At 68.3% G+C, this 12983-nt stretch carries 14 protein-coding genes; 4 read left to right on the top strand and 10 right to left on the bottom strand.

What is annotated here, in order from left to right:
* Positions 1-47: 47 nt before the first annotated feature.
* Positions 48-944 carry a GntR family transcriptional regulator gene (locus tag CLM73_RS22700; RefSeq protein ID WP_105240339.1) on the bottom strand — a complete coding sequence of 299 codons (897 nt, stop codon included), beginning with the start codon at positions 942-944 and terminating at the stop codon, positions 48-50.
* Positions 941-3571, bottom strand: a complete 2631-nt coding sequence (gene acnA, locus CLM73_RS22695; protein ID WP_105240338.1) for an aconitate hydratase AcnA — start codon at positions 3569-3571, stop codon at positions 941-943. Before acnA ends, CLM73_RS22700 begins: the two co-directional genes overlap by 4 nt.
* An 88-nt stretch (positions 3572-3659) precedes the next feature.
* Here acnA and CLM73_RS22690 point away from each other — a divergent pair, with 88 nt between their 5' ends.
* Positions 3660-4643: a Bug family tripartite tricarboxylate transporter substrate binding protein gene (locus CLM73_RS22690; protein ID WP_105240337.1), complete on the top strand. Its 984-nt coding sequence runs from the start codon at positions 3660-3662 to the stop codon at positions 4641-4643.
* Between the two features lie 27 nt (positions 4644-4670).
* On the opposite strand, the gene CLM73_RS22685 is transcribed toward CLM73_RS22690, so the two are convergent.
* Positions 4671-5315, bottom strand: a complete 645-nt coding sequence (locus CLM73_RS22685) for a 2OG-Fe(II) oxygenase (protein ID WP_105240336.1) — start codon at positions 5313-5315, stop codon at positions 4671-4673.
* Between the two features lie 169 nt (positions 5316-5484).
* Between CLM73_RS22685 and CLM73_RS22680 the strand changes: the two genes are divergently transcribed.
* Positions 5485-6177 (top strand): HAD family hydrolase, encoded by a 693-nt coding sequence (locus CLM73_RS22680; protein WP_105240335.1) that lies wholly within the window; start codon positions 5485-5487, stop codon positions 6175-6177.
* A gap of 21 nt (positions 6178-6198) precedes the next feature.
* Here CLM73_RS22680 and CLM73_RS22675 read toward each other — a convergent pair whose 3' ends face one another.
* Positions 6199-6981, bottom strand: a complete 783-nt coding sequence (locus tag CLM73_RS22675) for an SDR family oxidoreductase (RefSeq protein WP_105241673.1) — start codon at positions 6979-6981, stop codon at positions 6199-6201.
* A gap of 166 nt (positions 6982-7147) precedes the next feature.
* Between CLM73_RS22675 and CLM73_RS22670 the strand changes: the two genes are divergently transcribed.
* Positions 7148-7675, top strand: coding sequence for an MgtC/SapB family protein (locus CLM73_RS22670; RefSeq protein WP_105240334.1), 528 nt, complete (start codon positions 7148-7150; stop codon positions 7673-7675).
* 27 nt (positions 7676-7702) lie between these two features.
* Here CLM73_RS22670 and CLM73_RS22665 read toward each other — a convergent pair whose 3' ends face one another.
* The 6 genes from CLM73_RS22665 to CLM73_RS22640 all read right to left on the bottom strand — a co-directional run bounded on the left by CLM73_RS22665 (position 7703) and on the right by CLM73_RS22640 (position 12280).
* Positions 7703-8449: an SDR family oxidoreductase gene (locus tag CLM73_RS22665; protein WP_105240333.1), complete on the bottom strand. Its 747-nt coding sequence runs from the start codon at positions 8447-8449 to the stop codon at positions 7703-7705.
* A gap of 69 nt (positions 8450-8518) precedes the next feature.
* Positions 8519-8887, bottom strand: coding sequence for a cupin domain-containing protein (locus tag CLM73_RS22660; RefSeq protein ID WP_105240332.1), 369 nt, complete (start codon positions 8885-8887; stop codon positions 8519-8521).
* Between the two features lie 99 nt (positions 8888-8986).
* Positions 8987-9796 carry an AraC family transcriptional regulator gene (locus tag CLM73_RS22655; RefSeq protein ID WP_105240331.1) on the bottom strand — a complete coding sequence of 270 codons (810 nt, stop codon included), beginning with the start codon at positions 9794-9796 and terminating at the stop codon, positions 8987-8989.
* A 15-nt stretch (positions 9797-9811) separates the two neighbouring features.
* Positions 9812-10204 (bottom strand): VOC family protein, encoded by a 393-nt coding sequence (locus tag CLM73_RS22650; protein WP_056558318.1) that lies wholly within the window; start codon positions 10202-10204, stop codon positions 9812-9814.
* Between the two features lie 60 nt (positions 10205-10264).
* Positions 10265-11266, bottom strand: a complete 1002-nt coding sequence (locus CLM73_RS22645; RefSeq protein WP_105240330.1) for a formylglycine-generating enzyme family protein — start codon at positions 11264-11266, stop codon at positions 10265-10267.
* Positions 11267-11416: 150 nt separating this feature from the next.
* Complete coding sequence (locus CLM73_RS22640; protein ID WP_105240329.1) at positions 11417-12280, bottom strand: AraC family transcriptional regulator; 864 nt, start codon at positions 12278-12280, stop codon at positions 11417-11419.
* Between the two features lie 143 nt (positions 12281-12423).
* On the opposite strand from CLM73_RS22640, the gene CLM73_RS22635 reads away from it, so the two are divergent.
* Positions 12424-12966: a carboxymuconolactone decarboxylase family protein gene (locus tag CLM73_RS22635; RefSeq protein ID WP_056558312.1), complete on the top strand. Its 543-nt coding sequence runs from the start codon at positions 12424-12426 to the stop codon at positions 12964-12966.
* The last annotated feature ends 17 nt before the right edge of the window (positions 12967-12983 follow it).

Here is a 12983-nt window from a genome sequence, read left to right as displayed (position 1 = left end):
GCGAGCCTCTTTTCAGCCAGTTGAAAACAGCCGCACCACGCGCGGCGCTACGAAGTCAGGATGCCGCTGATGCGGGCCAGGTTGTCGAGCGTGCTGCGCAGATGGGCGGCAAGGGCCTCGGCCGCTTCGTCGTTGCGTTCGCGTTCCAGCAGATCCAGGATGGCCAGGTGCTGATCGCAATGCTGCGTGTAGCGGCTGCGGTCCTGCATCGAGCGGTAGGACAGCAGGCGGCGCACGCGGTTGACGCGCTTGATCGTGTCGATGAAGAACGGATTGCCGGAAGCTTCCACCAGGGACTCGTGAAAACGTACGCCGCGATCGTGGAGCTGGTCGGCGGTGTCGGTGGCGATGCCGCCGTTCAGCAGGTGCATTTCCGCGGCGCGGCAGCGCGCCAGCACGGATTTTTCGATGCGAAAGCCGGGCTCGCGCAGCGCCGCCGGCTCCAGCGCCAGGCGCAGCCGGTAGGACTGCAGCAGGCTGTCGGGCGTCGTCATCATGGACGAGAATTCCCAGCCGTAGCCAGGCCGGCGCTGTGCCCAGCCCTCTTGCGAAATGCGGCCCAGCAGCGCCTGCGTTTGCGCGTTGGTCAGCGCGTAGCGCGTGCGCAGCAGTGCTTCGCTGCACTGCATCGGCAGTTCGCCGCGCAGCAGTTCATCGGCAAGCGCGAAGTACGTCCGCGTGACGATGTCGTCCGCCGACGGGGGCGCGATGTCGGCGGGGGCCTCGCCGGCGACATCGAAGTCGCGCAGCAGGAAGTACCCGCGATTGGGCTTGCGCGCCACCACGCCGTGCTGCTCCAAAATGCCGAGCGCATCGTTGACCGGCGAGCGCGACAGCCGCAGGCGGTCGGCGATCTTCTGCGCGCGCAGGTGCGCGCCTTCCTGCAGCCGATCTTCCTTGATGAGGTCCAGGATCTTCGTGACGGTATTGGTTTGCGCGCTCATGGGTGGCGGACGGCCGATGAAATGGTGTCCGACAGAATAGCGGGAATGACGCCGCCCATCTGCAACAGGCGGATCTCCAGCCGGGTCTCGACGGCCGCGGTGGCGGTCAGCGGTTCGGCCCGGCCATCGGCGCGCAGGATGCGCACGGGGATGGCGGCGCGGGGCGTCAGCGCGGCGGCCTCGGCGTCGATCTCGATCCGGTCGCCGGGTTGCAGCTGCAGGGTCGCGGGCGTAACGCCGTCGGGCAGGCGCAGCGGCAGGATGCCCATGCCGATCAGGTTCGACCGGTGGATGCGTTCGAAGCTGACCGCCAGCACCGCGCGAATGCCAAGCAGACGCTGACCCTTGGCGGCCCAGTCGCGCGACGACCCCGTGCCGAAGCGCGCGCCCGCCACCAGCACGACGGGCTGCGAGGCCTTGGCGTAGTGCGCGGCGGCGTCCCAGATGGGTTCGATCCGGCCGCTGGGCGCGTGCAGGGTGTGGCCGACGGGGGCCGAGGGACAGAGCAGGTTGGACAGGCTCTTGCTGTAGAACGCGGCGCGCATCATCACTTCCCAGTTGCCGCGGCGCGATGCGAACACGTTCAGGTCGTTGCGGTCGTCGCCGCGTTCGACCAGAAAATCCGCGATCAGGCTGTCGGGCGGGATGGCGCTGGCGGGCGACAGATGGTCTGTTGTGACGTCGTCGCCCACGACCAGCAGCGGATGCGCGGTGTAGCGGCCAAGCTGGCTGCCGGCCTCGGTGCTGGCAAACGGCGGGCGGCGCAACGCGGTGGACGCGGGATCCCACGGAAACTGCGCCGACGCGGGCGATTGCAGGGCCTGCCAGGCGGGGTTCGCGCTGGCGATCTTGAACGCGGCGCGATAGTCGTCGGGTCGTTGCCCGGCGGCCAGCGCGGCGTCGATCTCGGCTTCCGTCGGCCAGAGCTCGGACAGGTGCACCGCGCGCCCGTCGGGCGTCACTTGAACCGGCTCGCGGCTCAGGTCTCTTTCCGCGTCGCCTGCCAACGCAAAGGCGATGACCAGCGGCGGCGACATCAGAAAACCCAGGTCCAGATCCGGATGGATCCGGCCCGTGAAATTGCGATTGCCGGACAGCACCGCCACGGGGTGGATGGCGCCGTCGGCCAGGGCTTCGCGCACGACCGGCGGCAGCGGGCCGGAGTTGCCGATGCAGGTGGTGCAGCCGTAGCCGACGATGTCAAAGCCCACCGCGGCCAGGTCTTCCAGCAGACCGGCGCGCGCCAGGTATTCGGCGGCGGCGGGCGAGCCGGGGCCCAGCGAGGTCTTGACCCAGTGCGGCGGCCGCAGTCCGGCCTGACGGGCCTTGCGGGCGAGCAGCCCGGCGGCCGTCAACAGGCGCGGATCGGACGTGTTGGTGCAACTGGTGATCGCGGCGATGGCGATGGCGTGGCGGGGCAGGGCGGCGTGCGCGCGCGGCGTGAAATCCAATGCCGCCAGGATCTCGCGCGTCTGCGCGTAAGGGTGCAGGTCCTGCGGGCGTTTGGGGCCGGCCACGTGCATCTGCACTGCGCCCAGCGCGATATCGACCACGCGGGTGTAGCGCGGCTCGGCATCGGGATCCAGCGCGATGCCCGTGAGCCGCGCGTAGGTTTCCACGCGCGCGATGTGATCTTCAGAGCGGCCTGTCTGGCGCAGGTAGGCCAGCGTTTCACCGTCGATGGGGAAGTAGCCGGTGGTCGCGCCGTACTCGGGCGCCATGTTGGCCACGACGCAGCGGCTGCCGGCGGGCAGCGTGGCCACGCCCGGCCCGAAGAATTCGACGAACTCGCCGGAGACGTGGATGGCCCGCAGGCGCTGGGTGACGGTCAAGGCCAGGTCCGTGGCCGTGACGCCGGGCTGGAGCGCGCCGGTCAGCCGCACGCCGATCACGTCGGGAATGCGCAGCATGGTCGGCATGCCGAACATGACCGTCTGCGCTTCCAGACCGCCCACGCCCCAGCCCAGCACGCCGATGCCGTTGATCATCGGGGTATGGCTGTCGGTGCCGATCATCATGTCGGGATAGAGCGCCGTGCCGTCCGGCCCCGGCTGCTGGCAGACCACCGTGGCCAGTTGCTCCAGGTTGATCGTGTGCATGATGCCGGTGCCGGGCGGGTGGATGCGCACGTTGGACAGGGCCTTGGAGGCCCAGCGCAGAAAGCGGTAGCGCTCGGCGTTGCGCCGCAGTTCCAGGTCCAGGTTGGCTTGCGCCGCGTCGGCGCGCGCATAGGCCTCGACCGCCAGCGAGTGGTCCACCGACACGTCCACCGGCAGCACGGGATTCAACACCGATGGATCGACGCCGGCCTCGGCCAGCGCGTCGCGCATGGCGGCAATATCGACCAAGGCGGGGGTGCTGGTGGTGTCGTGCATCAGCACGCGGCCAGGCTGGAAGGCGATCTCGGATTCGCTGGTGCCGTGCGCCAGCCAGCCGAACAGCGCGGCAACGGCGGCGTCGCGTTCGGCGCCCTGCATGTTGCGCAGCGCGTTCTCCAGCAGCAGGCGCAGCACGACCGGCAGCCGGAAGTAGTCCGCGCCGTATTCGGCGGGCAGGTCCAGGCAGGTGTACGGGACGCCGTTCAGGGTGAAGCGAGCGCGGCGCAGCGGGGCATTGGTGTTTTCCATAGCTGCCAGTTTTGCATATTGCCTGCCTAAAATGCAATTAAGGAAAAACCCGGCCGCGCAATGACGCAAGGCCCAAAGGAGACAGACCATGCCCCCCATCCGTACCCTGGCCGCCGCCGCAGCCCTGGCGCTTGCCGCCTCAACCCCGCTCCACGCCGCCGACCTGCCGGCTAACCGGCCCATCACCCTGATCGTGCCCTTCGCCGCGGGCGGGGGCGTGGACGGCATGGGCCGGTTGCTGGCCGAGCGCCTGCGCGGCGAACTGCCGCAGGGCGTGGTCGTGGAGAACAAGCCAGGCGCCAGCGGCATGCTGGGCGCGACGGCGGTCGTGCGTTCCGCGCCGGACGGCGCGACGCTGCTGCTGGGATCCGCCGGCGAGACGGCCATCAATCCGCTCGTCTTCAAGAGCAAGATGCAATACCAGCCCGAAAAGGACCTGGCGCCCGTCGCGCTGATCGCCCGCGTGCCGAACGTGCTGGTCGCCAATCCCAAGCTGCCGGTTGCGAATGTCGAGCAGCTGGTGGCGTATGGCCGCGCGCATCCCGACAAGCTCACGTACGCGACCAGCGGCGTGGGCAATCCGCAGCATCTGAATGGCGAGCTGCTGCAGTCGCTGGCGGGCATCAAGATGGTTCACGTGCCGTACAAGGGCGCCGCGGCGCAACTGGTGGACGTGGCGGCCGGCAGCGTGGACCTGACCTTTGTCAGCCTGGCGGGCGCGTTGCCGTTCATCAAAAGCGGAAAGGTCAAGCCGCTGGCGGTGACATCCGCCAAGCGCGCGTCGTTCGCACCCGACATTCCCGCATTGGCCGAGTACGCGCCGCTCAAGGACTACGCGCTGGAAAACTGGTTTGGCGTCTTCGTGCCGGCCAATACGCCGCCGGAAGTGCAGCAGAAGCTGGCGGCCGCCATCGACCGCAGCCTGAAGGACGAGAAATTCGTGGCCAGCATCCGCGAGCTGGGCGGCGAAGTGCAGCCGATGAGCCAGGATGAATTCCGCGCGTTCATCAAGGCGCAGACGGCGGTGTTTGCCAAGGTCGTGACCGACGGCAACATCACGGCGGAAAACTGAAAGCGGGATGTGCGGCGGTGCGGTGCGTTACGGCGCGTCGTGCAGCATCACGTCAAGGCCGACGCGTTCACCACTGCGCACGCGGCTGATGGCCTGGCGTTCCGTGACGCGGTAGATGCCCTGCGTGCCCGACACGGGGCGATGCGACGTCGCGAATACTGCTCCATCGCCCAGGCCCAGCGGCAGCACCATCGGGCGCGACTGCATGCGCGGGCGCTGCTCGGTCATGACAAGTTCGCCGCCCGTAAAGTCCACGCCGGGCTCGGACAGCAGCACGATCAGCCGCAACGGAAACACGCTGGCGCCGTCGGCATGCTGCAGCAGCGGCTGGTAGCCGGGGGCGTGCAGGCGCTGGATCGTGGAGAGGCTGCGCGTTTGACCTGATTGGCGGTTCTGCTGGATGTAGGCGGGCAGATTTTCTGGGTAGGAGACTTCCGCGTCCAATGCGCTTGCCCACGCGCGAGCCACCGGTAGCAGGCGCGTGTAGAGATCGGTGCGCAGGCTGGTCATTGGTGGCGGCAGGGGTTCGGACAGGGCTTTCGTCCGAGCCAGCGTGCGCGCATCGTCCGGCGCGTAGAGCGCGGGCAGCAGCGCCCAGCCCTGCGCATTCAGGTCTTGCGCAATGCGTGTCCAGTCGTATTCGCCGAGCGGGCGAGAGGTGGGCGTGGTCATGGTCCTTGGCGTGTCTTGGATGGGGGCGTGGTCGTACGAATCCACAGCTTAGCCACTCCAGCGCACCCCGGCACTCCGCCGCTTGCTGTCCGCAGGGCCGCGCCAGCCGCCGGTCAGTTGCCGTGCAGTATGCTTACCCGCTTCATCGACACTCCCCCCGCTGCCCGCAATGACTGATTTTCCCTTTGATGCCGTGCTGTTCGACTGCGACGGCGTTCTGGTCGATTCCGAACCCATCACCAGCCGCGTGCTGACCGAGATGCTCAATGAATTGGGCTGGGGCATCACGCACGCCGAGACGATGCAGATCTTCACCGGGAAGGCAGTCAAGGACGAGCTGCCGCTGATCGAGGCGCGCACCGGCGCCACGATCGATCAAGCGTGGTTCGACCAGTTCCGCCAGCGCCGCAACGACGCGCTGGACCGTGACCTCGTCGAAATCCCCGGCGCGCCCGATGCCGTGCGCGCGCTGCACGAAGCGCTGAATGGACGCATTGCCGTGGCGTCGGGCGCGGACCGCCGCAAGGTCGAGCTGCAACTGGCCAAGGTGGGCATTGCGGACTGCTTCGAGGGCCGCGTCTTTAGCGGTCACGAAATGCCGCGCAGCAAGCCGTTCCCGGACGTATACCTGGCGGCCGCGCAGGCGCTGGGCGTGGATCCGGCGCGCTGCGCGATCGTCGAGGATACGGTCACCGGCGCAACGGCGGGCGTGGCCGCCGGCGCCACGGTGTTCGGCTACAGCCCGGGCGAACCGGGCCACAGCGGCGCACAGGCGCTGCGCAACGTGGGCGTGTCGCACGTGTTCACGGACATGCGCGAATTGCCGGCGCTGCTGTCGGGCTGGCGGGCGGCTAGCGCCTGACGCGTATCCGCCGCGCCAGCGTCAGCGCCCGTGCGTGGCGTATTGTTCGCCGCCGTCCAGGTCGATCACGGTGCCGCTCAGATAGCCCGCGCGCGGCGAGGCGCCAAAGACGATCATGTCGGCCACCTCGCCCGGTTCCATCAGCCGCCCGAAGGGCAGGTCCGACAGGGTTTCCTGCCAGCGCGATTCATCTCCCCAGCGCGCCTGCGCGCGTTGCCGTGCCAGCGTCAGCACGCGGTCGGTGCGCGTGCGTGACGGATTGACGCCGAACACCCGCACGCCGTGGCGCGGCGATTCGCCGCCCAGCGCACGCGTGAACGCAATGAGCGAGGCGTTGGCCGCCGCACCGCAGATGTAATCGGCGCGCGGTGCCGAGCCCGCCATGCCGATGATGTTGGCGATGACGCCGGATCCCGCGTCGCGCATCGCCGGATAGCAGTGGCGCGCCAGGCTGATGTAGCCATGCACCTTCAATTCCCAGCCCGCGCGCCAGCGTTCGTCCTGAACCTGATCCAGCGCGCCGCCCGGCACGGCGCCGGCATTGTTCACCAGAATATCGACGGGACCCGTCTCCTTGCAAAGACGTTCGGCTGCGCCGGTCTGCGCCAGGTCCAGCGTGACCGCGCCCGCCTGCCGTCCCGTCTGCTCGCGGATGGCTGCCGTGGCGCCATGCAATGCGGCATCGTCGCGCGCAACCAGTATCGGCTCGGCGCCTTCCCGCGCGAACGCGATGGCGCACGCCAGGCCGATGCCCTTGGAGGCACCCGTGATGAGTACGCGTTTACCCGCCAGCTCCAGATCCATGTAGCGCTCCTGTCGATGCGCGCCGATCGGCGCGGCCTTGCAGACGTTGTAAACCGGATGCACGGCGCTGTGGGACCCGACGAAGAATTTTTGAAGGCTCGCAGGTGTGCCGCGTCCGCGTGCCGCCTGCTATGCTCGGTTTCTCCTCGGCTCCAAGGACTCGTCGATGTCGCAAATCTGGCTGGAAATCTGGACTGCAGTGCGTACGGAGTTTGCCGATATTCCCGATGTGGCAGAGGCAACGCGCATCGTGCTGCGCTTAAGCATGGCCGTCCTGCTGGGCGGTCTGCTGGGTTACGAACGGGAACGCAGCGGCAAGGCGGCCGGGCTGCGCACGCACATGCTGGTGGCGCTGGGCGCGGCCATTTTCGTGCTGGTGCCGTTGCAGGGCGGCATGGAAGTCGGCGACTTGAGCCGCGTGCTGCAAGGCGTGATCGCGGGTATCGGCTTTCTGGGGGCGGGCGCCATCATCAAGCTGGGCGCCGAGCGCGAAATCCACGGCCTGACCACATCGGCCAGCATCTGGATGACCGCCGCCATCGGCGTGGCCGCCGGCATGGGCCGCGAGGCCACTGCCGTGGTCAGCACCCTGATGGCGCTTTTCGTGCTGGCCGTGCTGCGCCGCGTCGAGGCGCGCATTTCCGCAAGCCAGGAAAAACGCGTGATCTCGACGGACGACAAGGGGGCGCCGTAGTCAGCGGATCCTGTTCCGGGGTGCCGATTAACTGCCGCCCGACACCTCGATGAACGAACCGCTGGTATAGCCGGCCTCGTCCGAGAACAGCCACATCACCGCCCCGGCCACTTCTTCCACGGTGCCGCCACGGCGCAGCGGAATGACGCTTTTCAGCCGGTCCACACGGCCCGGCTCGCCGCCGCTGGCGTGCATCTCGGTGTAGATCGTGCCGGGGCGCACGCCGTTCACGCGGATGCCTTCTGGCGCGACTTCCTTGGAAAGCCCGATGGTCAGCGTGTCCATCGCACCTTTGGACGCGGCGTAGTCCACGTATTCGTTGGGGGAACCCAACCGCGCGGCCGCCGACGATACGTTGACGATGGCGCCGCCCTGGCCGCCGTGGCGCGGCGACATCCGCCGCACGGCTTCGCGCGCGCACAGGAACGCGCCGACGACATTGGTGGACAGCACCCGGTGCAGCCGGGCGGCGTCCATGTCCTCGACGCGCATCTGCTTTTCCAGGATGCCGGCATTGTTGACCAGCGCGTCGATGCGGCCCAGCTGTTCGTCCAGCGTGCGGAACATGCGCAGCACCTGCTCTTCCTGCGCAACATCCGCCTGAATCGCGACCGCCTTGCCGCCGTCGCGGGCGATCTCGTCCACGACCGCCTGTGCGGCGTCGGCATTGGCGTGGTAGTTGACGCCGACCGCGTAGCCGCGGCGCGCGGCCAGCTTGGCGACGGCGGCCCCGATGCCGCGGCTGCCGCCAGTGACCAGCATGACTTTGGACATGGTTTCCTCCTGTTTGGCTCGTCCCCGGTGGGGATTCACTGTGGGCCACACGTTAGCAAACGCCGCCGATCAGATCCATACGTCGTTGGGCGCACGGCGCGGGCCGCCTTCGTCGCCGGTGTTCGCGACGCCGCGCGGCTCAATCAGCATGAGCTGCACTTCCTGCGGCGCACAGGGCTTGTGTTCCACGCCCTTGGGTATCACCGTCATTTCGCCGGGACCCAGCGCGATCTCGCCGCCACGCAGCGCGATTCGCAGATGGCCGGCGATGACGATGAACGTCTCGTCCGTGTCAGCGTGCGAGTGCCAGACAAAATCGCCTTGCAGCTTGACGAGCTTGAACTGGTAGTCGTTCATCTCCGCGATGACCTTCGGCATCCAGTGGTCGTTAATCAGGGCCAGCTTGGCGGCAAGATTGATGGAAGCGGGAACGGACATGGCGGACTCTCGGAAAGGAAAACCCCACGATACGGCGGCGCCAGGCGTGCCGTCTTGTACGATCGCGCAGGTTTTGCCGAGGGCCGCCGGCGCCGCGTGTCAGCCGTTCAGCATCCGCCGCCAGCGGTCCGGCGCCATGCCGTAGGCCTGCACATGGCGGCGCGTTAGGTGACTTTGATCGGTAAAGCCGGCGTCTGCCGCGGCCTGCGCCAGTGGAGTACCCGCCGCAATCAGCCGGCGCGCCAGGTCCAGGCGCCGCAGCATCACGTAGCGGTACGGGCTGGTGCCGAACAGCGCGCGGAAATCGCGCGACAGGCTCCAGCGATCCGTGCCGGCGGCGCGCGCCAGGTCGTCCAGCAGAATCGGCTGATCCAGCGACGCGTGGATGTAGTGCCGCGCGCGTTCGGCGGCGGCGTAGTCGGGCGCGCGCCGGCCTGTCCGGCGGCCCGCGGCGGCGCACAGCGCGTGCGCCAGTTCAAACAGCGCGTCGTCTTCCTGCAGCGGGTCGATGTCCTGGCCCGTGGCCGGGAGCAGCGCGCCGCTGGCCGCGTACAGCCGCGGATCGGCGCTGATGCCGTCGCGGATGAACGGCAGTGCGCGGCCGCCCAGGATCTGCTGGATCAGCGCCGGCTCCACGTAGATCATCCGGTAATGAAAGCCCGCGTCGGTGCCGGCCTGGCCATCATGCGCTTCGTCGGGATGCAGCACGATGGTGCCGCCCGGCAGGCTGTGCCGCATGCCGCGCCGGTAGTGAAAGCTCTGCACGCCGGCAAGGGTGCGGCCGATGGCGTAGGTGTCGTGGCGGTGCATGTCGTAGCCGTGGCCGCCGAAATACGCCTCGATGCGCTCGACCCGGCTGGACGGCGCGGCGCGCCGGATCCAGTCCTTGCGGGTCGCATCGATGGCCATGGCCGGGTCCGGCAGTTACGCCGGCTGCTTCAACTGGACCAGCACGAACTCGTTGCCGTACAGGTCGATGAAGTGGGCATAGGCGGCGGTCTCTTCGTGCACGGGCTCGCGCGTGAAGCGCACGCCCTTGGCCGAAAAGTGCGCGTGATCGCGCAGCACGTCGTCCGTGTAGAACACGCCGACCGGCTGGCCGCCGGTCTGGTCGCCCACGCGATCGCGCTGCGCCTGTGTCTGCGCTTGCAGCAGCCACATGCCCACCGAGGGCTGATCGTGCAGACGCAGATGCACATAGCGCTGCTGGCCGACGGGCATGTCGACAGACACCTCCATCCCGAGCTTGTCCCGGTAGAAGGCGATGGCGGTGTCGTAGTCGTTTACAAGCAGGACGAGACGGCCCAGCGTGTGCATGTCAGGATTCTCTTCAAATGGATCGTGCGGCCATGCTAACCCACCGGGAAGTCTTTTACGTCAGTCGGCGGCGTCGGCCTCGCGCAAGAGGCGCAGGCCGACAAGCGGATAGCGCGTTTCCTGCGTGTTCCAGTTGCGGTACGACGAGCGCGTGTACAGCGCCCACGTATGCCACGAGCCGCCGCGCCGCACGCGCACGTTGCCGGCGGCCGGGCCCTGCGGGTCGTCGGTCGGGGAGTGGGCGTAGTAGTCCTCGCCGTACCAGTCCGCAACCCATTCCCAGGCGTTGCCGTGCATGTCGTACAGGCCGAATGCGTTGGGCGCGTAGCTGGCGACCGGCGCGGTGAAGGTGTTGCCGTCGTGGCGCGGTGAAGCGAACGTTTGCCATTTTGGCCACAGCGGGCTGGCGTCGGCATCAAAGCCGTTGCCCACGTCCGGCATCGCCGCCGGATCGTCGCCGTTTTGATAACGGGTGCGCGTGCCGGCGCGGCAGGCATATTCCCATTCGGCTTCGGTGGGCAGGCGGTACACGCGGCCTTCCGTCTTGGTCAGCCACTGCGCCAACGCCTGCGCGTCGTTCCAACTGATGTTCACCACGGGGTGATCGTCGCCCTGCGCAAAGCCCGGGTTGCGCCACGAATATCGGCGGTCGCGGCCTTCAAAGGCGTCGCCCGACGCGGACGTTTCCGGGTCGTACGCGGCGTTGTAGCCGTAGCCGCCCGTGCCATCGGCTTCGGACTCCGGCACGTAGCCGGACGCTTCGATGAATCGCCGGAACTGGCCCACGGTGACCTCCGTGCGCTCCAGGTAGAACGGCCGCGTGATGCGGACGGTGTGCACGGGCGCTTCGTCAAAGAGCTGGGCGTAGCGATCGGGCGGATAGTGCGGATAAGCGGCGGCCAGCGTGGCGGGATCTTCATCGCTGCCCATCTGGAACGTGCCTGCCGGCACGCGCACGAACGTCATGCCCAGTGAGTTCTCGACGATGTCGGGCGGGGTGGCCGCCAGGACGGACGCGCAGGTCAGGGTGCAAAGCAGGGCGAGGGCAGTGCGGATAGGCATGACAGTCCGACGGGTAGGCCTGAGGGGTGCGCAATAGTAGGGCCGCCGTGCGGCCGCCGCCAGACATGGTGAACCCTCATGTTGGGCCGCCGCGTCACCGGCGATCCGGCCTGCGCAACGCCGGCTGCCCGATCGTCAACCTAGGCTTGCTCAGCCTTGGCCCGCGCGCGCATCCAGCCATTGCCGCGGTGACGCGCCCAGCTTCTGGCTGAAGATGCGCGACAGGGCCGAGGCGTTGGCGTAGCCCAGCTCGGCGGCGATCGTCTTGACGGCGATGCCTTCCCGCAAGCGCGACTGCGCCAGCGTCAGGCGCCAGTCGGCCAGATAGTCCGCGGGCGGCTGGCCGACCACGTTCTTGAACGCGGCGGCAAAGGCGCTGCGCGACATGCCCGCGCGGGTTGCCAGCGCCGCCAGCGTCCACGCCGCGCCGGGCTGCTCGTGCATGGCGACCAGCGCGCGCGCCAGGCGCGGTTCGGCAAGTCCCGTCATCAGCCCGATCTGTATGCCTGCCTCGGAGGGGTGGTCGATCAGCCAGCGCAGCAGCTGGATCAACACCACTTCAAACAGGCGGTCCGCCAGCAGGCGCTGCCCGCATCGCACCTGTTCGGTTTCGGCAAACAGCAGCGTCAGCGCCTGCTCCAGTCCGTCGACGCGCGCTAGCGGCAACGCGATCAGCGGCGGCAGCGCGCGCACCAGCGGATGGTGGTCGCCGCCTTCGAAATGCAGCGTGGCGCAGGTGAAGTCCGAGCCGTCCTCGGGCGGGTTATGGAATTCATGGTGCACCGGGCGCGCGTAGAACAGCAACGTCGGCTCGGCCACGCGCAGCCGGCGGGGCAGACCGCTGCCGGCCCGGTGCGCGACCTCCATGTCCCCACGCCGCAGCACATGCAGGAAGGCGCGCCCGGGTTCGGGCGCGAACCGGTTCAGGCCGCACAGCGGGCCGGCATGGAACAGCTGCGCCCGCACGCGGAACCGGTCGAGCAGGGCGGACAGACGGTCAAGCGAGGGCGTCATGGTGCCTTGGACGAATAGATATGAATCGTGGACGATAGGTGCCCAATATTACTACCGACCCGCCCATACTGGCGCAAAGGCAGCAGGAAACCAACCGGCGCCTTTCCCACAACGACTGAATCAACTCACTGAAAGGAAACATCATGTCCCGCGTTCAACTCATCGACTCCTCCGTTGCTCCCGCTGCCAGCAAGGCGCTGCTTGACCAGATCCACGGCGCGTTCGGCGCGACTCCCAATATGTTCCGCGCCGTCGCGAACTCGCCCGCCGCCCTGAAAAGCATGTGGGGCGCGTTCGGCGCCCTGGGCGGCGGCGTGCTGCCGCCGCAACTGACGGAAAAGATCGCCGTCGCGGTCGCCGATCGCAACCGCTGCGAATACTGCCTGGCCGCGCACACCGCGTTGGGCCGCAAGGCCGGCGCCAGCGCCGAACAGATGGCCGCGGCCCAGGCCGGCCGCGCTGACGATCCGCAGACCGCCGCGGCGCTGGATTTTGCGCTGAAGCTGGTGCGCCAGCATGGCCAGGTGGCCGACACCGACGTGGCGGCGGTGCGCGCGGCCGGCTTCAATGACGAGCAGATCGTCGAGATCCTGGCGCACGTGGCGTTGAACCTCTTCACCAATTACGTGAATGTGGCGTTCGACGTGCCGGTGGATTTCCCGCGTGTGCAGTTGCGTGCTGCGTAAGCGATGCGGGGCCGGCC

Source organism: Achromobacter spanius (genome assembly GCF_002966795.1).
Taxonomy (GTDB): Bacteria; Pseudomonadota; Gammaproteobacteria; order Burkholderiales; family Burkholderiaceae_B; genus Achromobacter; species Achromobacter spanius_D.
This window is presented reverse-complemented; position numbering and strand designations above follow the sequence as displayed.